Origin of the sequence: Stenotrophomonas veracruzanensis, from assembly GCF_032911525.1 — a bacterium.
Classification (GTDB): domain Bacteria; phylum Pseudomonadota; class Gammaproteobacteria; order Xanthomonadales; family Xanthomonadaceae; genus Stenotrophomonas; species Stenotrophomonas africana.
This window is the reverse complement of sequence record NZ_JAWJTI010000011.1, coordinates 14,649-35,302: the sequence shown is the minus strand read 5'-3', so window position 1 is coordinate 35,302 and position 20,654 is coordinate 14,649. Positions and strand designations below refer to the sequence as shown.

The window sequence follows — 20,654 nt, the reverse complement described above, 5'->3', positions numbered from 1 at the left end:
AATCAGAGACTCTCAACCCATCAGCTTCCACGGGTTGGAGTGAGAATCACATGGACAGGTGCGCCAGTAAGTCAACACCGGATGCAGTTGGATGATGCTCTACTACATCCAGCTTTCGCTTGCCCGATTCAAGCAGCGAATCGGCACTCATCTGGCAATCGCTCTCATGCTGGGTGCAGGGGTAGGGATCACGACTGTGATGCTCTCCATTGTTTTCCAGGCATCGTCCGATCCCGCACCAGACCGGAGCTCGACATTGTTCCGCCCGTACCTTGACGCGCGTCCAGATGCACTCCGCAGTGGTTCTCCGGATTCTGGTCAGGCACTGACCTGGCCAGACGCGAAGGCGCTTCTGAACCAAGGCGGGACGTGGAAACAGGCAGCTATGGCAGGGGGGGCAGTGACGCTCTCCCGGCCGGGAGAGTCCAGCGCAAGACTGCGCGCCAGGTTCGCCACGTCCGAAGTCTTCCGTGTCCTTGGCATTGCCGTTGTTCAAGGGCGGGCATGGACTGCCGAGGAGGGACATGCTGCGAGTCGAATGGTGGTCCTGTCGCGTGCACTCGCCAAGCGTGAGTGTGCACAGAACTGCGTTGGTCATCCATTGGAACTGGGCAGACGCACCTACACCGTAGTGGGTGTCGCGGAGGACTGGCATCCGGTGCCGATGTTTCAGGGAGATCTCACACGCCGGCCGTTTGTGGAGCCTGACGAGATCTACCTGCCAGTTGAAACCGCAATCGCGGACAAGTTGACTGTTGTGGACGGGACGGCGATCTGGGGTGGTGACCAGGACACGGATCTTGCAGGGGGGAACGTTTCATGGCTTCAACTGTGGGCGTGGCTGCCTACCGCAGATGATGTCGCCGCCTACCGCGCGGGTCTGAACGCCTATGCGCAGGCAAAGGGCCTTCGGACCGAGCCAGGTACCCAACAGGTGGCACTCTGGCCGTTGATGGAGTGGCTGGACAGGCTGGGATTGGTTCCGGAGCGGGCCAGGATGCAGCTTCGGCTGTCACTGATCCTTCTCGGTGTGTGCGTCGTCAATGCGGCGGCACTGCTGAGCTTCAGTCTGGGGCGCCGTAGGCGGGAGCTCGCGATACGACGTGCACTGGGAGCGCGACGCCGGGACGTGTTCGTCCAGCTCATGTGGGAATCCATCGCGGCGGGAGTCGCAAGCGGTGCACTCGCTGTCGGCACCTATGCACTGGGAATCCGGGTGGTTGCTGCGGGAGACGTTCTGCCCAGCGCGATCACAGCCATGCATGCTGGGGCAATGCTGATGGCGGCTGCCCTGGGAGTCGTCACGACGTTGCTCTGCTCATTGGTCCCATCGTTTGAAATCTGCAGGGTCAGCTCACTGTCGAGTGCCTTCGCGAAGGGAGCTGCCTGAAATGTTCGAATCGATGAGGGAGACCCGACGACACCTGGGAAGCGCCGCACTGCTTGCAGTGCAGGCAGCGCTTGCAAGCCTGGCATGTGCGTTCGCACTGCAATCTACGCTGGACAGCTTCGCCAGATTGAACACCGGGAGCATCCGGGAGGCAGCATCGATTGGTGTGGTCAGAGTCTCGGATGTCGAAGAAGGCGCGGATGAAGCAGTGCTGCGGGCAGACCTGTCTGCGATCCGGCTACCCGGTGTTCAGGGCGCGGCTGTGAGCGACTCCGTTCCGTTCGGGGGAAGAGCTCATCGATACGGCGTGTGCACCAGCGAGTCGGCCATGGCGCACTCGATGAGCTCCGGCACGACAGACATTGCTGGATGTGATCGCATTCCCGTGGTAACTGCCAGCGCTGGCTTGCTGGCGATGCTGGGCGCGGGAATCGTCCTGGGGCGGGATGCCGCAGAGGACGACATGCTTGAAGGCGCTCCGGTGGTGATGATAAGTGAAACGCTGGCTGCACATTTGTTCGGAACGGAGAGTGCTGTTGGCCGCCACCTGTACTTCGGCCCCGGCAGCAGCCGGGTCGTCGTGGGCGTATTTGCGTCTGTTGCTGGGCCGGCGCCAGGAGGCAATGAGCGAGACTCGCAGTGGGCGTTGCTTCCGGGCCTTCCCATGGGCGCGAGTCGCTATTATCTGGCGAAGTGGAGGTCTATGGTCGATCGTTCATCGCTTGATCGCATTGTCGATGCGCTGCAACGGCCTTATCGGATCGTGAATCCGACCGGTGTCGAGACGCTGGCGGGATATCGCGACGCCTACGTCAAAGCTGATCGCTTCGCTACGACCGTGCTCGCGGTCATGACGGCCGTTGTTCTCGGTGTGCTGATGGCCGGAATTTCCGGAGTTGTAGGTGCATGGCTTGATCGACGCCGGCACTCCATCGCAATCCGACGCACTTTGGGTGCGCGCGGATCTGTGATCTTTGCCGAAATCATGTTCGAGGTTTCACTGTTCACCACGTTGGGCGCCCTGCTCGGTGCGTTGTCGTTGCAGTGGGTAGGGTCGCCGCAGGACGGCATCACAGGTTCACCGTGGTTCTCGATATCGAGCGCTGTCGTGCTGGTGATGGCGGCCTGCTTGACTGCACTGGTACCCCGGGCCCTGCGAATCGCCAAGGAGCCGCCCTTGACCTTGCTGAAGCCTCTGTAGCCCATTCATCCTGTAATTCGGGTCCCCCTGCGACAAAGTGAAGCAGCGCGTCACCCGGTCGCATCCCACCTTAACGAAATCCTCCTAAAGTGGTCCGGTATCCCACCGGTCTCAGGCAGGAGGCGTCCCTTGGACGCGTTGTTGTTGTCCCGGATCCAGTTCGGATTCGTCATCAGTTTCCACGTGCTGTTCCCCGCCTTCACCATCGGTACGGCCAGCTGGCTGGCTTTCATCGAATGGCGTTGGCTGCGCACGAAGCTGCCCGTGTGGCGCGAGCTGTATTTCTTCTGGCAGAAGATCTTCGCGGTGTCGTTCGGCATGGGCGTGGTCAGCGGCATCGTCATGGCCTTCCAGTTCGGCACCAACTGGCCGCGGCTGAGCGAGGTGGCCGGTACCGTCATCGGACCGCTGCTGACCTATGAGGTGCTGACCGCGTTCTTCCTGGAAGCCAGCTTCCTCGGCGTGATGATGTTCGGCTGGGGCCGGGTCTCGCCGCGCCTGCATTTCCTGTCCACCTGCATGGTCGCGCTGGGCACGCTGTTCTCCACGTTCTGGATCCTGTCGTCCAACAGCTGGCTGCATACTCCGGCCGGCTACGAGATGGTCAACGGCATCGTGCATCCGGTGGACTGGTGGCAGGTGGTGTTCAACCCCTCGTTCCCGTACCGCCTGGCCCACATGGCGCTGGGCTCTTTCATCACCACCTGCTTCGTGATCGGTGGCGTGGGGGCGTGGTACCTGCGCAAGGGCACGCACGTGGAAGCGGGACGGCGCATGCTGGTCGCGGCGGTGGCGTTCGCCGCACTGACGGTGCCGCTGCAGATCTTCGTCGGCGACATGCATGGCCTGAACACGCTCAAGCACCAGCCGATGAAGATCGCGGCGATGGAAGCGCACTGGCATGAAACCAGGGAAGGCGAGGGCGTACCGCTGGTGGTGTTCGCGCTGCCCAACGAGAAGGAAGAGCGCAACGATTTCGAAGTGGCCATCCCGAAGCTGGGCAGCGTGATTCTCACCCACAGCCTGGACGGCACCTTCGATCCACTCACCTCGGTACCCGCCAGTGAGCGGCCGCCGGTGACGCCGGTGTTCTTCGCCTTCCGCATCATGGTCGGGCTGGGCACGTTGATGCTGCTGTTGGCCTGGGTGTCGGCCTTCCAGTTGTGGCGGAAGAAGCTGCTGGATTCGCCGTGGCTGCTGCGCGGCTGGAACTGGATGCTGCCCAGCGGTTTCATCGCGCTGCTGTCGGGTTGGTTCGTCACCGAGATGGGCCGCCAGCCGTGGGTGGTGTATGGCGTACTACGCACCGCCGATGCAGTGGGCCCGCAGAGCGCGTGGATGACCGCGCTGTCGCTGGCCGTCTACGTGGTGGGTTACGCCTTCGTGTTCGGCTGGGGCATCTGGTACCTAGTGAAGATCCTGCGCCATGGGCCGCAGCCGCATGCCGAAGGTCCGTCGCTGGACCACGGCAGCCACACCCCGGCGCGCCCGCTGTCCGCCGCCGACGAACCACTGGAGGAGCGCTGACATGGACCTGATGACCTGGCTGCCGGTGGCATGGTTCGCGGTGATCGGCTTCGGCGTGCTGATGTACGTGGTGCTGGACGGCTTCGTGCTCGGCATCGGCATCCTGGCCCCGTTCGCCGAGGACGAGGAACAGCTGGACCTGATGATGAACACCGCCGCGCCGATCTGGGACGGCAACGAGACCTGGCTGGTGCTCGGTGGCGCCGGCCTGCTGGCGGCGTTCCCGAAGGCGTATGCGGTGCTGCTGTCGGCGCTGTACCTGCCGGTGCTGCTGCTGGTGGTGGCGCTGGTGTTCCGCGGCGTGGCGTTCGAGTTCCGCTTCAAGGCACATCGTTCGCGCCGGCTGTGGAGCGTGGCGTTCGGCCTCGGTTCGCTGCTGGCCACGTTCGCCCAGGGGGTGATCCTCGGCACCCTGGTGCAGGGCATCCCGCTGGTGGACGGTGCCTACCACGGCGGCCCGTTCGCCTGGTTCAGCCCGTTCGCCATGCTGACCGGTGCCGCGCTGGTGGCCGGCTATGCGCTGCTGGGCAGCACCTGGCTGATCCTGAAGACCGAAGGGCGCGTGCAGGCGCTCGCGCGGCAGATGACCCGCCCGCTGGTGGTGGCGGTGATCGCGGCGATGGGCCTGGTCAGCAGCTGGTTGCCGTTCCTCGATTCGCGCCTGATGGAACGCTGGTTCAGCGACGGCAACTTCTGGTGGCTCTCGCCGGTGCCGTTGCTGACCCTGGCGGTGGCTGCCGCGCTGTGGCGCAGCGCCACTCATCCGCGCCGCGACCTGCCGCCGTTCCTGCTCAGCCTGGCCCTGTTCGTGCTTGGCTTCCTTGGCCTGGTGCTGGGCATGTGGCCGTACCTGCTGCCGCCGTCGATGACGCTGTGGCAGGCCGCCGCGCCGGCGTCTTCGCTGGGATTCACCCTGGTCGGGCTGGTCATATTGCTGCCAGTCATCCTCGGCTATACAGCGTGGTCCTACCGGGTATTTCGCGGCAAAGTGCACGCTGACGCCGGCTACCACTGAGAACCCTGCGCGGGAACTGCGGCTGGCCGTTCCCGCGTTGTTGTTTGTGAAGACTGCATTCCCTGCGTTGGACGTGATAGCGTGCGCTCCTTTCCGGCAGCCAAGGGGGTAGCCGGCAACGTCCTGGACGGACGCACGGCTGCAGGAAGGGGGAGCCGCGCGTCGCCTTGAGTGGCCCGTGCCTATCGTTCCCCCAGTGAAACACCACCGCTAGATGATTGAATTCTCCGTCGTCGACTGGGCCGCCTGGGCGCCTGGCCTGACCGAGCGCAGCCAATGGCTGCGCTGGGCCGATGCGCCGTTCCTGCCCGTGGGCGAGGGCGCGCCAGCGCTCACCGAAATCCCGGCGATGCAGCGTCGGCGTATCGAACGGCTGGGCCGGATGGCGATCCAGGCCGCTTGCTGGTGCGAGGACGCGCAGGGTGCCGACAGCCAGGTGCCCTTGGTTTTCGCCAGCCGACATGGCGATGTGCCCCGCTCGATGGATCTGCTGGCATCGCTGGCAGCCGAAGAACCCCTGTCGCCCACGACCTTCGGGCTGTCGGTGCACAACGCCATTGCCGCCCTGTACTCGATTGCCCGTGGTCATCGCGGCAACTACCTGGCGCTGGCCGCGGGCCGGGCCACGGCGGAAGCCGCCTGCCTGGAAGCGGTCGGTCTGCTGGCCGACGGCGCCCGTGAGGTGCGTGTGGTGGTGTACGAATCGCCCCTGCCGGGCATATACGCGCCGTTCGCCGACGAACCCGACGTGTTCTTCGCATGGTGCTGGCGTCTCACCCAGCCCCGCGAGGGCTGCCCGACCCTGTCACTGCGCTGGGAACCGGCGGGTGCTGCCGAGGGCGTGCCGGGCCATCTGCCGCACGCACTGGACCTGCACCGTTTCCTGTTGTCAGGGATGCCGGCGCTTGAGCATGTAACGCAGGGACAACGCTGGTCCTGGGGCCGCCGTGGCTGAGGGGCTGCGCCGCCTCGATCATGCCTGGCGTGTGTTCGGCACGGCGCTGTGCTTTCTTGCTTTTGGGCTGGGCGGGCTGGTGCTGGGAACGGTGGTAATGCCGCTGCTGCTGCTGATGCGCGACCCACTCGCGCGGCGCCGCCGTGCCCGCCGCCTGGTCCAGCTCGCCTTTGCCGGCCAGCTGCGGCTGATGCGCAGCCTGGGTGTGATGACCTGCGAGATCGAAGGGCGCGAACGCCTGCAGCGCGACGGCCTGCTGGTGCTGGCCAACCATCCAACACTCATCGATGTGGTCTGCCTTGTGTCATTGCTGCCCAACGCGGACTGTGTGGTCAAGCGCGCGGTAGCCAGCAGCCCGTTCATGCGCGGTGCGGTGCGGGCCGCCGGCTACATTGCCAACGACGATGGGCCGGGCCTGGTCGATGACTGCGTGAAGGCGGTCCGTGCGGGTGGCAGCCTGGTCATTTTTCCGGAGGGCACCCGCAGCGTGCCCGGGCAGCCACTGCGGCTGCAGCGCGGCGCCGCCAACATCGCCGTCCGCGGCCGTCTGGACATCACGCCGGTGCGGATCACCTGTACTCCGCCGACCCTGGCCAAAGGGCAGAAGTGGTATCGTATTCCCTCACGTTGCTTTCACGTTCGGCTGCAGATCGGCGAAGATATCCCGATCTCGACATTTCTGGTCGAAGACGACTCGCCAGGAGGGAATGCCCTGGCGGCACGTCGCGTCACCGAGCACCTTTCCCGTTACTTCGACCTGTCTGGAGACCCCACCCGTGCAAGCACTTGAGCACGAGATCAAGGTATTGATCATTTCCTCGCTTTCACTGGAGGACATCACGCCGGAGGATATCGATCCGGTTGCGCCGCTGTTCGTCGAGGGCCTTGGCCTGGATTCGATCGATGCGCTGGAACTGGGCCTGGCGCTGCAGAAGAAGTACGGTGTGAGCCTGTCATCCGACTCGGAAGAGACCCGCCGCCATTTTTCCAGCGTGCGCGCGCTTGGCGAGTTCGTCGCCGCCCATCGGTCGTAACCGGTGCCAGGAACTGCCATGACCAAGAATGAACTGTTCGATCGCATCGTTTCCATCCTTACCGACAGCTTCGAGATCGAACCGGCCCGGGTCACGCCCCAGGCCCGCCTGTACGACGATCTGGACATCGACAGCATCGATGCGGTCGATCTGATCGTCCAGCTCAAGCCGCTGCTGGGTCGCAACCTGCAGCCGGAAGCATTCAAGGCCGTGCGTACGGTGCAGGACATCGTCGATGTGACGCATGGCCTGCTGCCGGACCAGGCGGCCGCCTGACCGCAGCGCGGGCGTCGTTCCCATGGCACGCGCACGCACGGTGGCGGTGGCTGCGATCTCGTTGGCCTATCCGCTGCTGGTCTATCTGGCGATGGGCCGTTTCGAGCCGCGCTGGTCGTCGCTGCTGCTGTTCGCGCTGGCCCTGCTGCGGGCACTGGGCACACGGCAACCGGTGTGGTGGGGCGCGGCTGCGGGTGCCGGCCTGCTCGCGGTGCTGGCGACGGTACTCAACCAGGCGCTGCCATTGAAGCTGTACCCGGCGCTGGTCAATGCCGTAATGCTGGTCGTGTTTGCCGGCAGCCTTCGATTCGGTCCTCCCGTGGTCGAGCGCCTGGCCCGCTTGCAGGAGCCGGACCTGCCTGCGTCGGCGGTGCCCTATACCCGTCGCGTCACCCAGGTGTGGTGCGGCTTCTTTGTCTTCAACGGCAGCCTGGCCCTGCTGACCGCGCTGTATGCGTCGGACCGGGTCTGGATGCTCTACAACGGTTTGCTGGCGTACGTGTTGATGGGAATCCTGTTTGCGGGTGAGTGGCTGGTGCGGCAACGGGTCAGGGGGGTGCACACGCATGGCTGAGTGGATTGCCCTGGATCGGCTGCTGCTGGATGCGCGGCCGCAACGCCCGGTCGGTGTCTGCGACGGTGTGCTGCTCGACCACGCCGGGTTCCACCGGCGCGTGCTGGCGTGGCGCTCGGCCTTTGCCGCTGCCGAGGGGCGCGACTGGGCCCTGTACTTCGACGATGCCGTGGCCTTCGCTGCAGCGCTGTACGGTGCCTGGCATGCCGGCAAGCGGGTGTTCCTGGCGGCTGACAACCTGCCGGCCACGCTGCAGGCCCTGCAGTCACAGGTGAGTGGTTTTGCTGGCGATGTCCCCGCCGACTACCGCCCGCTGGCGGTGGTGGATGCAGAGGTGGACGGCACGTTGCGGATGCTGGACGAGCGCGCCTGCGAGCTGTGCGTGTTCACCTCTGGCAGCACCGGCCAACCCAGCGCGATCAGCAAGCGCCTGGACCAGCTGGCGCGCGAAGTCGACGCGCTGCAGGCTGCGTTCGGTGCGCAGCTGGAAGGGGCGGAGGTGCATGGCACGGTTTCGCACCAGCACATCTACGGGCTGCTGTTCCGTGTGCTGTGGCCGCTGGCCGCCGGTCGCCTGATTCATCCGCGCCGGTTCTTCCATGAAGATCTGGTGGCGGCGCTGTCCGGTACCGAAACAGTGCTGGTGGCCACCCCGGCCCACCTCAAGCGCCTGCCCGAACAGCTGGATTGGTTCAGCCTGCATGGCCGCCTGCGCGCAGTGTTCTCCTCCGGTGGCCCGCTGCCTGAAGAAGCGGCGCGGCAGGTGCGGCAGTGGTTGGGCGTGGCTCCCACCGAGGTGTATGGCAGCAGCGAGACCGGCGGCATCGCCTGGCGTCGCTGGGAAACCGACCTGCCGCCGTGGCAGCCACTGCCGGGCGTGCAGTGGCGGATCGAGGAGGGATGCCTGGCCGTGGCGTCGCCACACCTGGAGAACGCCGGCTGGTGGCGCACCCAGGACCGCGTCGAAGCGCTGGCCGACGGGTGTTTCCGCCTGCTGGGCCGAACCGATCGCATCGTCAAGATCGAAGAGCGGCGCGTCTCGCTGGATGCGCTGGAACGAGCGCTGCGCGAAGACACCGAAGTGGAGGATGCACGCGTGCTGGTGCTGCCGGGCCAGCGCGAGCAGCTTGCAGCGGTGGTGGTGCCGGCAGATGCCGCGTTGCTGGACGGTGGTGACGAGGCGCGTCGTGCACTCGGCCAGCGCCTGGGTGCGCGGCTGGCCCACAGCCACGACGCAGTGACCCGTCCACGTCGCTGGCGACTGGTCCAGTCGCTGCCATTCAATGCGCAGGGCAAGGTGGCCCAGGCGGCGCTGGCGGCACTGTTCCAGCCGCTGATGCCGGTACCGCTGTGGGATCACCGCGATACGTCCAGCGCGACATTGCGCATGACCCTCGACCCGGCGCTACGGCCGTTCCAGGGCCACTTCCCGCAGGCACCCATCCTGCCCGGTGTGGCCCAGCTGGACTGGGCGGTGCGTTTCGGCCGCCAGGCGTTCGCGATGCCGGCGGGTTTCCTGCGCATGGACGCGGTGAAGTTCCAGCACGTCGCGCGGCCGGGTGACGTGCTGACCCTGCATCTGGACTGGGATGCGGCGCGTGGCGTGCTGGGTTTCCGCTATACCTCCAGCCACGGAATGCACTCCAGCGGAAAAGTGGTGTTCGCCGATGCGGATTGATTCCTCCAGTGCCAGTGCCGCGTTCGCGCCATTGGTGGTGATTCCTGTCTACGACCACGAACATGCGATCGCGGCGGTGGTCGACGGCGTGCTGGCATCCGGCCTTCCATGCCTGCTGGTGGACGACGGTTCACATGACGCGTGTGCGGCAGTGCTGCGTTCGCTGGCGCAGCGCCAGGGGGTTGACCTGCTGCGCCTGGACATCAACCAGGGCAAGGGCGGGGCGATGCTGGCCGGTTTCGCCGAGGCCCACGCGCGTGGCTACAGCCACGTGCTGCAGATCGATGCCGACGGCCAGCACGATACCGGTGACCTGCCACGTTTCATCGAGGTATCGCGTGCCCATCCGGATGCGGTGATCTGTGGTATCCCGGCCTACGATGCCAGCGTACCGAAGGCACGGCTGTATGGCCGCTACGCCACCCACATCTGGGTCTGGATCAATACGCTGTCGCTGCACCTGCGCGACACCATGTGCGGCTTCCGCGTTTACCCACTGCCACCGGTTCTGCGCGTGGCCGGCGAAGAGACCATCGGCCGGCGCATGGATTTCGATACCGAGGTGATCGTGCGCCTGTACTGGCGGCAGGTGCCGGTCGAGCACCTGGCCACGCGCGTGACCTATCCTTCCGATGGCGTGTCGCACTTTGATATGTGGCGCGACAACGTACGCATCACCCGCATGCACACCCGCCTGTTCTTCGGCATGCTCTGGCGCGCACCGCGCCTGCTGCGCCGCCGCCTGCGGGGGCAGCGCTGAAATGGCGACCCCTCAGGGTGCCCCGCACTGGGCCGATATCGGTGAATCCACTTCGGTGGCCGGCGTGCTGGTCCTGTACTGGGTGCACCGCTGGTTCGGGCGCTGGCCGTTCCGCATGTGCGTGTGGCCGGTGGTGGCCTGCCACTGGCTGGGCAACCGCGTTGGCCGCGAGGCCTCGATGCAGTATCTGCAGCGGCTGCAGGCCTACAGCGGCGTGCTGGGTCGCGCGCCGACTCGGCGCGACAGCCTGCGCCACTTCTTTGCATTTGCCGACACGATGCTGGACAAGATCCTCGGCATCGGTGGGCGCTATCCGCCCGAACGCATCCACCTGCATCGCACCCCGGTGCTGGAGAGGATCGCGCAGCGCGAAGGCGGGCTGATCCTTACCGCGCACATCGGCTGCCTGGAACTGTGCCAGGTGCTGGCCGAGCGGGTCCCCGGCCTGTGCATTACCGTGCTGGTGCATACCGCGCATGCGCAGCGCTTCAACCGCCTGCTGCGTCGGCTGGATCCGCTTGCAGCAGTGGAGCTTGTGCAGGTCACCGAAATGGGGCCTGCCACGGCGATGATGCTGGCCGACAAGGTGGCCGCTGGCGGTTTCGTGGCCATTGTCGGCGATCGAACGCCGGTCGGTGGTGGGCGCTGCCTCAGCGCCGATTTCCTCGGGCAACGTGCGCCGTTCCCCATCGGTGGGTATGTACTTGCCGCCGCACTGGGCTGCCCGGTCTACACCATGGCCTGCCTGCATGAGGGCGAGGGCTATCGGGTCGTGTTCGAGCCGTTCGCTGATCGCATCGTGCTGCCACGGGGGTCGCGTGATGCGGCATTGTCCGCGCAGGTGCAGCGCTATGCGGGCTGGCTGGAGCAGCAGGTCATCCAGTCGCCGCTGGACTGGTTCAATTTCTTCCCCTTCTGGGATCAGGCTCCGCATGACGACTGACGCCGTACCTGTGTGCCGCTTTGGCGATGCACCCTTGACCATCGAAGACGTGGTTGCCCTGGCCCGGCGCCGTTGCGAAGCCGCGCTGAGCGAGGTGCCGGCGTTCCGCGCGCACATCCAGCGCGGTGCCGACTTCCTCGACCGCCTGCTGCGCGATGATGGCGTGATCTACGGTGTGACCACCGGCTACGGCGACTCGTGCACGGTCAACATCCCGCCGGCGCTGGTAGCGGAACTGCCGCACCATCTGTACACCTACCATGGTTGCGGCCTTGGCCGTTACCTGGACCCGGTCGAGACCCGCGCGGTGCTGGCCGCGCGCCTGGCGTCGCTGGTGCGTGGCATGTCCGGTGTCAGCGTACCGTTGCTGGAAGGCCTGGCTACGCTGCTGCAGCACGATGTACTGCCGCTGATTCCGGCCGAAGGTTCGGTTGGTGCCAGTGGTGACCTGACCCCGCTGTCCTACGTGGCGGCGGTGCTGTGTGGCGAGCGCGAGGTGCTGCACGACGGCCGCGTGCAGCCAGCGGGCGAAGTGCTGGCGAAGATCGGCATGGCGCCACTGAAGCTGCGGCCGAAGGAAGGCCTGGCAATCATGAACGGCACCGCGGTGATGACCGGCCTGGCCTGCCTCGCCTGGCAGCGCGCCGACTACCTGGCACGCATGGCCACGCGCCTGACCGCTTTCAATGTGCTGGCCAGCGACGGCAACGCGCACCACTTCGACGAAGACCTGTTCGCGGCCAAACCGCACCCGGGCCAGATGCGCATTGCCGCGCGCCTGCGCAGCGACCTGCACAGCGAGCGCCCGCCGCGCAATGAACAGCGCCTGCAGGACCGTTATTCGCTGCGCTGCGCACCGCATGTGATCGGCGTGCTGGAAGACAGCCTGCCGTTCCTGCGCCAGCTGATCGAAACCGAACTGAACAGCGCCAACGACAACCCGCTGATCGATGCGGATGGCGAGCGCATCCTGCACGGCGGCCACTTCTACGGAGGCCACATCGCGCTGGCGATGGATACCCTGAAGAACACGGTCGCCAACATTGCCGACCTGCTCGACCGCCAGCTGGCGCTGGTGGTCGATGCGCGCTACAGCCATGGACTGCCGGCCAACCTGTCGGCCGCCACCGGCCCGCGTGCGGCCATCAACCATGGCCTGAAGGCACTGCAGATCAGCGTTTCGGCGTGGACAGCCGAAGCACTGAAGCAGACCATGCCGGCCAGCGTGTTCTCGCGGTCCACTGAATGCCATAACCAGGACAAGGTCAGCATGGGCACCATCGCCGCGCGCGACTGCCTGCGCGTGATCGAACTGACCGAACAGGTGGTGGCCGCGATGCTGGTGGCTGCCCGCCAGGGCCTGGCGCTGCGCGAACGGGTTGGCCTGAACGCGCAGCTGCATGGCAGTCTGGCCGATATGTACGCCGACCTGGGGCAGCGCATTGCCCTGGTCGAAGAAGACCGCGCGCTGGATCGCGAACTGCGGGACCTGCTGGTGGAGATCCGCGCGCAACGTTGGGAGCTGTATGCCGGTGAATGAAGCAATCGAACGGGTGGCCGAAGTTGCGCTGGTCCCGGCCTTCCATGACTGCGACCCGATGAACGTGGTCTGGCATGGCCATTACTTCAAGTACTTCGAGATCGCGCGTTGTGCACTGCTGGGTCGTTACAACTACGACTACCCGCAGATGCTCGAATCGGGTTACCTCTGGCCGGTGGTCGATGCACGGGTGAAGTATGTGCGCCCGCTGCTGTTCAACCAGCCGCTGCGCGTGGTCGCGCGCCTCGTGGAATGGGAGAACCGGCTGAAGATCGACTATGAAATCCTCGATGCGCAGAGCGGCCAGGTGCTGACGCGCGCAATGACCATCCAGGTGGCGGTGGACGCTGCCAGCAGGGAAATGCTGTACCAGTGCCCGCCGGTACTGTGGGAACGCCTGGGAGTGCCTGCGCCATGAACCGAGCCAACCGTTTCGCGCGTGCGCTGCTGTGCACGGTGTTGCTGGTGGCCGCACCGCTGGTGCAGGCCGCCGATCCGGCCATCGACGCGATCACCCAGGCGGTGGCGCGGCCGGACATATTGCGTGGCCAGTTCACGCAGGAAAAGCAGGTCAGCGGCTTCAGGAACCCATTGCGCTCGCAGGGCCGGTTCGTGGTCGCGCGCCAGCATGGCGTGATCTGGACCACGCTGAAGCCGTTTCCCTCCGAGGTGGTGGTCACTGCCGACCGCATCCTCAGCCGCCAGCGTGACGGCAGCACCCGCGTCGAGCTCGATGCGCGGCAGCAGCCGGCGATGCGCTCGGTGAACGCGATCATGTTCGCGCTGATGAGTGGCGACGTGCAGGCGCTGTCCGGCCCGTTCAACGTGACGGTCAGCCGCGAAGGACAGGGCTGGCGCCTGCAGCTGACGCCGAAGTCAGCGATGCTGGCCAAGGCGTTCCAGTCGCTGACCCTGCAGGGCGACCGTTATGTGCGCCAGGTCGAGATTGTCGAGGCCAGCAAGGACCGCACGTTGATCCAGTTCAACGCGCTCAGCGAGGCTCCGGCCGCGCTCAGCGCAGACGAGGCGCGCCGCTTTGAGTGAGGACGTGGCGTTGAATGCACCGGACCGGTTGCGCCGCTGGTGGCATTGGCTGGGCATCGCCTGGCTGGTGCTGCTGCTGGCGCTGGGCGTGCAGCAGTGGCACCTGTGGAGCCAGCAATCGCGGATCGACACCGACATCCTCGCGCTGCTGCCGCAGGACGCGCATGACCGTCTGTTGAGCGACGTCACCCGGCGCATCGCCGATGGCAGTTCGCGGCAGGTGGTGGTGCTGCTCGGCAGCAAGGACGGCGCTGCCGCCAAGCGTGCGCAGGCCGCGTTTGCTGCGGCCATGGCCAAGGACGCCGATCACGCGTTGCTGGTACCCAGCGGCTCGATCGAAGGCTGGTTCGATGAGGCACGCGCATTCTACGCGCCGTACCGCGACCGCCTGCTGACCCCGGCCCAGCGCGAGCAGCTGCAGGGCGGCGAACCGGGCGCGTTGGCCGAGCAGGCGCTGGCCGCGCTGTACGGCCCGATGGGGGCCCCACGTCTGACCGAGTGGCGGCAGGATCCGCTGTCGCTGTGGCCGCAATGGTGGCAGCAGCAGGCCCAGGGCTCGGGCCTGCGGCTGGGCGATGATGGCCTGCTCGACGCCGAAGGCAGGCACTGGGCTGCACTGCAGTTCGATACGCCGGGCTCGGCGTTCAAGCTCGATGGCGAGCGCCATCTGGATGGATTGCTGGAACGCGCCGGGCAGGCGGCGAAGGCTGCCGCTCCGGACCTGGAGATCCTGCATGCGGGCGTGCCGCTGCATGCCGAAGCGGCGGCAGTGCAGGCCAACCGGGAGATCAATACCATCGGCTGGGGCTCGCTGGCGGCGGTGCTGCTGCTGGTGTGGCTCGCGTTCCGCTCGCTGCGTCCGATCCTGCTGGTGGCCACGTCGCTGCTGATCGGCTGTGGCGTGGCGCTGGCGGTGACCGTGCTGGTGTTCGGCAACGTGCACGTGTTGACCCTGGTGTTCGGTGCATCGCTGGTGGGCGTGGCCGAGGACTATGGCATTCACTGGTTCGCCTCGCGCCAGGCCGAGCCGGCTGATCGTCGCTGGAAGCTGCTGAGGCATCTGCTGCCTGGCCTGTGGCTGGCGCTGCTGACCAGCGCACTGGCCTACCTGGCGCTTGGCCTGACGCCTTTCCCGGGCCTGCGCCAGATGGCGCTGTTCTCGGTGGTCGGCCTGGCGGCCGCGTTCCTGACGGTGATCTTCTGGTTCCCGTGGCTGGATGGTGGTGAAATCCGCCAGACCCGTTTCTCGCAGTGGCTGGGCAGCACGCTGGAGCGCTTCCCGCGTCTGCATGGTCGCCGTGCGGTGACGCTGTTCGTGGTCATCACGCTGGCGCTGTCTGCGATCGGCATCGCGCGCCTGCAGAGCAACGACGACCTGCGCAGCCTGCAGTCCTCGCCGCCGGCATTGATGGCACAGCAGATCCGCCTCAGCCAGCTGCTGGGCATGCCCAGCCCGGCGCAGTTCTACCTGGTGCAGGGTGTGGATGCCGCGCAGTTGCTGCAGCGTGAGGAAGCATTGACCGGGCGCCTGCGTGTATTGGCCAACGAAAAACGCATTGGTGGCTACCGCGCGATCAGCGACTGGCTGCCGTCGCCGTCGCGACAGCAGGCCGATGCCGCGCTGACCGCGAAGGTCGAACCGGGTGTGCTGTCCGCCGTGTCCGAGGCCGTGGGCGAGCCGCTGCAGCGACCGCAGTTCGCGAATGCGCCGCTCACCGCCGAAGCCTTCCTGGCCTCGCCGGCCTCGCAGCCGTTCCGCCACCTGTGGGTGGGCGACGTGGGCGGGCAGATGATCAGCGTGGTGATGGTCGATGACCTCTCGCGTGCCGATGCGCTGGCCACCCTTCAGGGCGCGGCCGAAGGCCTGCCGGGCGTGCGCTGGGTGGACCGCACTGCCGATTTCTCGCAGCTGCTGGGTCACTACCGCAAGCTGATGGGAGGGCTGCTGCTGGTCGGTATCGCGCTGGTGTTCGGCGCGCTGTGGCTGCGCTACCGCCGCCAGGCCTGGCGAGTATTCGCGCCGACGCTCATTGCCGGTGCGCTGACCCTGGGTTTGCTGGGCCTGTTCGGCCAGCCGCTGCAGCTGTTCAACGTACTGGCGCTGATGCTGCTGCTCGGCATGGGCATCGACTACGGCATCTTCCTGATCGAGCACCGCGGCGATGCCAGCGCATGGCTGGCGGTGTGCGTGGGCGCGGCCAGCACCTGGCTGTCGTTCGGCCTTCTGGGGCTGTCGCAGACCCCGGCGCTGCGCGCCTTTGGCCTCACGCTGCTGTTCGGCATCGGCCTGGTCTGGCTTATCTCGCCGTTGTTCCGACCGTCACCCCATGCATTGCCGCCGTCCTGAATCGGAGCGCTGGCGCCCTGGCCCGACGCTGGCGCGGCGACCACTTCGGGAACATCATCTATCCCCCCTCGACCCGTATCCGGAAGGGCGTTACATGAACAATCCCATCAACAGCGGCTGCCGTACACGTGTGCTGGAGGCCGCGTGCCGCAGCTGATCGTGCGCAACATTGCGGCGCTGCTGCTGTGCGCGCTGCTGTCCGCCTGCGCCGGGCGCATGCCAAGGCCGCAGGTCGAGCTGCCGCCGCTGCGGTTGGCTCCGTCCAGCCTGCCGACGCCACTGGCGCTGCAGCAGCAGCTGCATTTCCGCTTCGGGCGCCACGAACGTGATCTCGACGCTCTGCTGGAAGCCGATGCGCAGCAGGTACAGCTGGCGGTGCAGGCCATGGGCCAGACCGGCGTTCGTCTGCGCTGGGATGGCCGGCAGTTGACCGAACAGCGTGCATCGTGGTTGCCGCCGCAGGTTCGCGCGGAGCGTGTGCTGGACGATCTGCAGTTCGCGCTGTGGCCGACGGCCGCGATCGCCGCCGTGTTGCCGCCTGGCTGGCAGGTCGGTGATGACGGCCACCAGCGCAGTCTGTCGCGCGACGGTACGGTGTGGCTGCAGCTGCAGCGCCTGCAGGATGGCAGCCTGCAGCTGGACAACCGCGCAGAAGGCTACGCGCTGCGCATCGAATCGATCGATATGGCTGGGCAGGACTGATGGACACTGCCGTTTTCCTCAACGACCTGGGCATTGTCTGCGCGCTGGGCGAGGGCCGCGCGGCGGTGGCGGAGGCGATGTTCGCCGAGGTGCCGGGTGGGTTGAGCAACAACGACAACCTGTTGCCGGGGCGGACCCTGGCGTTGGGGGAGGTGTGCACGCCGCTGCCGACGCTGGACGAACTCCCGCTGGCCCTGCGTGGGCGCAACAACGCGCTGCTGGCGGTTGCGCTGGCGCAGATCGCGCCTGCGGTGGCCGCGGCCATCGCCCGCTATGGCGCCGAGCGCGTGGCTGTGGTGATGGGGACCAGCACTTCGGGTATTGGCGAAGGCGAGCGGGCCATGTGCTCCCACGCCAGCAACGGTCATTGGCCGGCGGACTACGATTACGCGCAGCAGGAAATGGGAACGACCGCGCAGTTCGTGCGGCTGCGCAGTGGTGCGCAGGGCCCGGCATGGACGCTGTCCACGGCATGTTCATCCAGTGCCAAGGCCCTGGTGTCGGCTGCGCGCCTGTTACGCGCCGGGGTGGTCGATGCGGTCATCGCCGGTGGCGCCGATTCTCTGTGCCGCTTTACCGTTGCGGGTTTCAGCGCGCTTGAGTCGGTGTCCGCGCTGCGCTGCAATCCGTTCTCGCAACATCGATCCGGCATCAACATCGGGGAAGGCGCCGCGCTGTTCCTGCTCACCCGCGACATCGGCCCGGTGGCGCTGGCAGGATGGGGTGAGTCCTCCGACGCCCACCACATGTCCGCACCCGACCCGCAAGGCCAAGGCGCCATCGATGCGCTGCGGCAGGCACTGAAGCGCGCTGTCTGGTCGCCCGCCGATGTCGATTACGTGAACCTGCATGGCACCGCCACCGACCACAACGATGCCATGGAAAGCCTGGCGGTTTCGGAGGTGCTCGGTACCGATGTACCGGCCAGCTCGACCAAGCCGCTCACCGGGCATACGCTCGGCGCCTCCGGCGCGATCGAGGCGGCATTGTGCTGGATGATGCTGGCCGAGAACCCGCTGCAGCGGCTGCCACCGCACTGGTGGGATGGCGCCGTGGATGAGGCGCTGCCGGAACTGTCACTGGTGGCACCAGGCACCCGCCTGGCACGCCCGCTGCGACGGATACTGAGCAACTCGTTTGCCTTCGGCGGCAGCAATGCGGTGTTGGCACTGGAACGCCGATGAACCCTCTCTACGCGATCGAGGAAGTGGTGCCGCATCGCCAGGACATGTGCCTGCTGCAGCGGATACTGCGATGGGACCAGGACAGCATCGAGGCCGAACTGGTGGTACCCGGGACGGGTCTGTTCATCGAGAACGGTGAAATGCCGGCCTGGATCGGCATCGAGTACATGGCGCAGGCGATTGCCGCCTGGTCGGGGTGTCGCGCGCGTGCGGCTGGCGCAGCGCCGCAGCTGGGCTTCCTGCTCGGCAGTCGGCGCTACAGCAGCCTGCGCAGTGGTTTCCCGAGCGGAACCCGCCTGCGTGTGCAGGCGCGTCGCGAACTGCTGGGCGACAATGGGCTGGGGATGTTCGCCTGCCGGATCCTGGCGGGCGAGGAAGAATGGGCGGTTGCCAACGTGTCGGTGTACGAGCCGCTCGACGCGAAGGCCTATCTGGAGAGTGGACAGGCATGACTGGGAATCGATGCGTGCTGGTGACAGGCGCCAGCCGGGGGATCGGCCGCGCCATTGCGCTGCGTGTTGCCCATGACGGATTCGATGTGGCGGTGCATTGCCGCAGCCGCGTGGAGGAGGCACAGGCCGTGGTCGCCGAGATCCAGGCCCTGGGCGTGCAGGCGCGCGTGCTCACCTTCGATGTGTCCGATCGTGATGCCGCCCGCGCGGTGCTGGAGGCCGACGTGGACGCGCATGGCGCGTATTACGGCGTGGTCTGCAATGCGGGCATCGCCCGCGACGGCGCTTTCCCGGCGTTGTCGCCGGAGGATTGGGACCAGGTCATCCACACCAACCTGGATGGCTTCTACAACGTGCTGCATCCGTTGATCATGCCGATGGTGCGTCGGCGCAAGCCGGGCCGCATCGTCACCCTGTCGTCGGTGTCAGGCATTGCCGGCAACCGTGGCCAGGTGAACTACAGCGCGGCCAAGGCCGGTATCATCGGCGCTACCAAGGCCTTGGCACTGGAACTGGCCAGCCGCCAGATCACGGTCAACTGCGTGGCGCCGGGCCTGATCGAGACGGAGATGCTCAACGAGGAAGTGGTGGGGCACGCGCTGAAACTGATTCCTGCCGGCCGCATTGGTCGTCCCGATGAGGTGGCGGCGACGGTGGCCTTCCTGCTGTCCGAGCCGGCCGGCTACATCACCCGGCAGGTGATTTCGGTCAACGGAGGCATGCTCTGATGGGCATCGACCATCGCGTGGTGGTGACCGGTGCCGCCGCCATCAGTCCGCTCGGCCACGACTGGCCGACCATCCACGCGCAGTTGCGCAGCGGCCGCAACGCCGTGCGCACGATGCCCGAGTGGGATGTCTATGCCGGGCTGAACACCAGACTGGCCGCACCGGCGCAGCCGTTCGAGCTGCCGCCGACCTACAACCGCAAAAGCACCCGTTCGATGGGCAAGGTGGCGATCATGTCGGTGCGTGCCACCGAAATCGCCCTGCACGAAGCGGGGCTGCACGACCATCCGGTGCTGCGCAGCGGGCGTACCGGAGTGGCCTATGGCTCCTCCTCAGGCAGCCATGAGGCCATCGGCGAACTCGGCCGCATGCTCAACGAGTTCACCACCGATGGCATCAGCGCCACCACCTACCTGAAGATGATGAGCCACACCGCACCGGTCAACATCGGCGTGTTCTTCGGTCTGTCCGGGCGCGTCTACACCACGTCCAGTGCCTGTACATCCGGCAGCCAGGGCGTCGGCGCGGCCTATGAGGCAATCCGCAGCGGCAAGCAGACGGTGATGGTGGCCGGCGGTGCCGAGCAGCTGGACGCCGCCGCGGCCGCCGTGTTCGACACCTTGTTCGCGACCAGCGTGCAGAACGACGCCCCGCAGTCGACGCCACGCCCGTTCGATGCCGGCCGCGACGGCCTGGTGCTGGGCGAGGGCGCGTGTACGCTGATCCTGGAAGACCTGGAGCACGCGCAGGCGCGCGGTGCGACCATCCTTGCCGAGGTGGTGGGGTACGGCACCAACAGCGACGGCCAGCACGTCACCCAGCCCAGTGCCGACACCATGGCCCAGGCCATGCGCCTGGCGCTGGAGGATGCCGGACTGGACGCGGCGCAGATCGACTACGTCAACGCCCACGGTACCGCGACCGAGCACGGCGACATCGCCGAAACCCAGGCTACCGCGCAGGTGTTCGGCTCGCGGATGCCGATCAGCTCGCTGAAGAGCTACGTCGGGCATATGCTGGGCGCCTGCGGTGCATTCGAGGCCTGGGTGAGCATCGAGATGATGCGTGCCGGCTGGTTTGCCCCGACCCTGAACCTGGTGGAGGTCGATCCGCGCTGCGGCCAGCTGGACTTCATCACCGGCCAGGGCCGCGAACTCCAGGCCGAGTACGTGATGAGCAACAACTTCGCATTCGGGGGCATCAACACGTCCCTGGTGTTCCGTCGCTGGGGCGAGTGATTCCGCAGCCGCCAGGTGTGCGAGTGGCTGAACGCCACCGCCACATTGCTGAACCCCGCAGGGGAA

Annotated in this window: 21 protein-coding genes; all 21 read left to right on the top strand. The window is 66.6% G+C overall.

Annotation, left to right across the window (positions count from 1 at the left end):
* Window positions 1-94 precede the first annotated feature (94 nt).
* The 21 genes from R1H25_RS09810 to R1H25_RS09710 all read left to right on the top strand — a co-directional run bounded on the left by R1H25_RS09810 (window position 95) and on the right by R1H25_RS09710 (window position 20,588).
* Window positions 95-1,390, top strand: coding sequence for an ABC transporter permease (locus R1H25_RS09810; protein WP_317223474.1), 1,296 nt, complete (start codon window positions 95-97; stop codon window positions 1,388-1,390).
* Window position 1,391: 1 nt separating this feature from the next.
* Window positions 1,392-2,591, top strand: coding sequence for an ABC transporter permease (locus R1H25_RS09805; protein WP_317223473.1), 1,200 nt, complete (start codon window positions 1,392-1,394; stop codon window positions 2,589-2,591).
* A gap of 129 nt (window positions 2,592-2,720) precedes the next feature.
* The gene (locus R1H25_RS09800; protein ID WP_317223472.1) at window positions 2,721-4,118 is read left to right on the top strand and encodes a cytochrome ubiquinol oxidase subunit I; all 1,398 of its coding nucleotides are present in this window, start codon (window positions 2,721-2,723) and stop codon (window positions 4,116-4,118) included.
* A gap of 1 nt (window position 4,119) precedes the next feature.
* Window positions 4,120-5,133, top strand: coding sequence for a cytochrome d ubiquinol oxidase subunit II (cydB, locus tag R1H25_RS09795; RefSeq protein ID WP_049443745.1), 1,014 nt, complete (start codon window positions 4,120-4,122; stop codon window positions 5,131-5,133).
* Window positions 5,134-5,347: 214 nt separating this feature from the next.
* Entirely contained in the window at window positions 5,348-6,088 is a 741-nt protein-coding gene (locus R1H25_RS09790) for a beta-ketoacyl synthase chain length factor (RefSeq protein ID WP_057500882.1), read from the top strand.
* Window positions 6,081-6,878: a lysophospholipid acyltransferase family protein gene (locus R1H25_RS09785; protein WP_049443742.1), complete on the top strand. Its 798-nt coding sequence runs from the start codon at window positions 6,081-6,083 to the stop codon at window positions 6,876-6,878. Before R1H25_RS09790 ends, R1H25_RS09785 begins: the two co-directional genes overlap by 8 nt.
* Window positions 6,865-7,122, top strand: coding sequence for a phosphopantetheine-binding protein (locus R1H25_RS09780; RefSeq protein WP_046983475.1), 258 nt, complete (start codon window positions 6,865-6,867; stop codon window positions 7,120-7,122). The genes R1H25_RS09785 and R1H25_RS09780 overlap by 14 nt, the downstream gene beginning before the upstream one ends.
* A gap of 18 nt (window positions 7,123-7,140) precedes the next feature.
* Window positions 7,141-7,398 carry an acyl carrier protein gene (locus R1H25_RS09775; RefSeq protein ID WP_046983476.1) on the top strand — a complete coding sequence of 86 codons (258 nt, stop codon included), beginning with the start codon at window positions 7,141-7,143 and terminating at the stop codon, window positions 7,396-7,398.
* A gap of 22 nt (window positions 7,399-7,420) precedes the next feature.
* Window positions 7,421-7,972, top strand: coding sequence for a hypothetical protein (locus tag R1H25_RS09770; RefSeq protein ID WP_317223471.1), 552 nt, complete (start codon window positions 7,421-7,423; stop codon window positions 7,970-7,972).
* Window positions 7,965-9,650 (top strand): AMP-binding protein, encoded by a 1,686-nt coding sequence (locus R1H25_RS09765; protein WP_317223470.1) that lies wholly within the window; start codon window positions 7,965-7,967, stop codon window positions 9,648-9,650. Before R1H25_RS09770 ends, R1H25_RS09765 begins: the two co-directional genes overlap by 8 nt.
* The gene (locus R1H25_RS09760) at window positions 9,640-10,410 is read left to right on the top strand and encodes a glycosyltransferase family 2 protein (RefSeq protein ID WP_088480126.1); all 771 of its coding nucleotides are present in this window, start codon (window positions 9,640-9,642) and stop codon (window positions 10,408-10,410) included. Before R1H25_RS09765 ends, R1H25_RS09760 begins: the two co-directional genes overlap by 11 nt.
* Before the next feature lies 1 nt (window position 10,411).
* The gene (locus R1H25_RS09755; protein ID WP_049443731.1) at window positions 10,412-11,353 is read left to right on the top strand and encodes an acyltransferase; all 942 of its coding nucleotides are present in this window, start codon (window positions 10,412-10,414) and stop codon (window positions 11,351-11,353) included.
* On the top strand, window positions 11,343-12,893 hold the full coding sequence (locus R1H25_RS09750) for an aromatic amino acid ammonia-lyase (protein WP_317223469.1): 1,551 nt from the start codon (window positions 11,343-11,345) through the stop codon (window positions 12,891-12,893). The genes R1H25_RS09755 and R1H25_RS09750 overlap by 11 nt, the downstream gene beginning before the upstream one ends.
* Window positions 12,880-13,311, top strand: a complete 432-nt coding sequence (locus R1H25_RS09745; RefSeq protein ID WP_317223468.1) for an acyl-CoA thioesterase — start codon at window positions 12,880-12,882, stop codon at window positions 13,309-13,311. The genes R1H25_RS09750 and R1H25_RS09745 overlap by 14 nt, the downstream gene beginning before the upstream one ends.
* Entirely contained in the window at window positions 13,308-13,937 is a 630-nt protein-coding gene (locus R1H25_RS09740; RefSeq protein ID WP_317223467.1) for an outer membrane lipoprotein carrier protein LolA, read from the top strand. The genes R1H25_RS09745 and R1H25_RS09740 overlap by 4 nt, the downstream gene beginning before the upstream one ends.
* A complete protein-coding gene (locus tag R1H25_RS09735; RefSeq protein ID WP_317223466.1) occupies window positions 13,930-16,284 on the top strand; it encodes an MMPL family transporter in 2,355 nt (784 codons plus the stop codon). The genes R1H25_RS09740 and R1H25_RS09735 overlap by 8 nt, the downstream gene beginning before the upstream one ends.
* A gap of 216 nt (window positions 16,285-16,500) precedes the next feature.
* Entirely contained in the window at window positions 16,501-16,986 is a 486-nt protein-coding gene (locus R1H25_RS09730) for a DUF3261 domain-containing protein (protein ID WP_249341876.1), read from the top strand.
* Window positions 16,986-18,170: a beta-ketoacyl-ACP synthase gene (locus tag R1H25_RS09725; protein WP_088480131.1), complete on the top strand. Its 1,185-nt coding sequence runs from the start codon at window positions 16,986-16,988 to the stop codon at window positions 18,168-18,170. Before R1H25_RS09730 ends, R1H25_RS09725 begins: the two co-directional genes overlap by 1 nt.
* Window positions 18,167-18,622 carry a dehydratase gene (locus tag R1H25_RS09720; protein ID WP_049443719.1) on the top strand — a complete coding sequence of 152 codons (456 nt, stop codon included), beginning with the start codon at window positions 18,167-18,169 and terminating at the stop codon, window positions 18,620-18,622. Before R1H25_RS09725 ends, R1H25_RS09720 begins: the two co-directional genes overlap by 4 nt.
* The gene (locus R1H25_RS09715; protein WP_317223465.1) at window positions 18,619-19,350 is read left to right on the top strand and encodes a 3-ketoacyl-ACP reductase FabG2; all 732 of its coding nucleotides are present in this window, start codon (window positions 18,619-18,621) and stop codon (window positions 19,348-19,350) included. The genes R1H25_RS09720 and R1H25_RS09715 overlap by 4 nt, the downstream gene beginning before the upstream one ends.
* Complete coding sequence (locus R1H25_RS09710; protein ID WP_317223464.1) at window positions 19,350-20,588, top strand: beta-ketoacyl-ACP synthase; 1,239 nt, start codon at window positions 19,350-19,352, stop codon at window positions 20,586-20,588. Before R1H25_RS09715 ends, R1H25_RS09710 begins: the two co-directional genes overlap by 1 nt.
* Window positions 20,589-20,654: the final 66 nt, after the last annotated feature.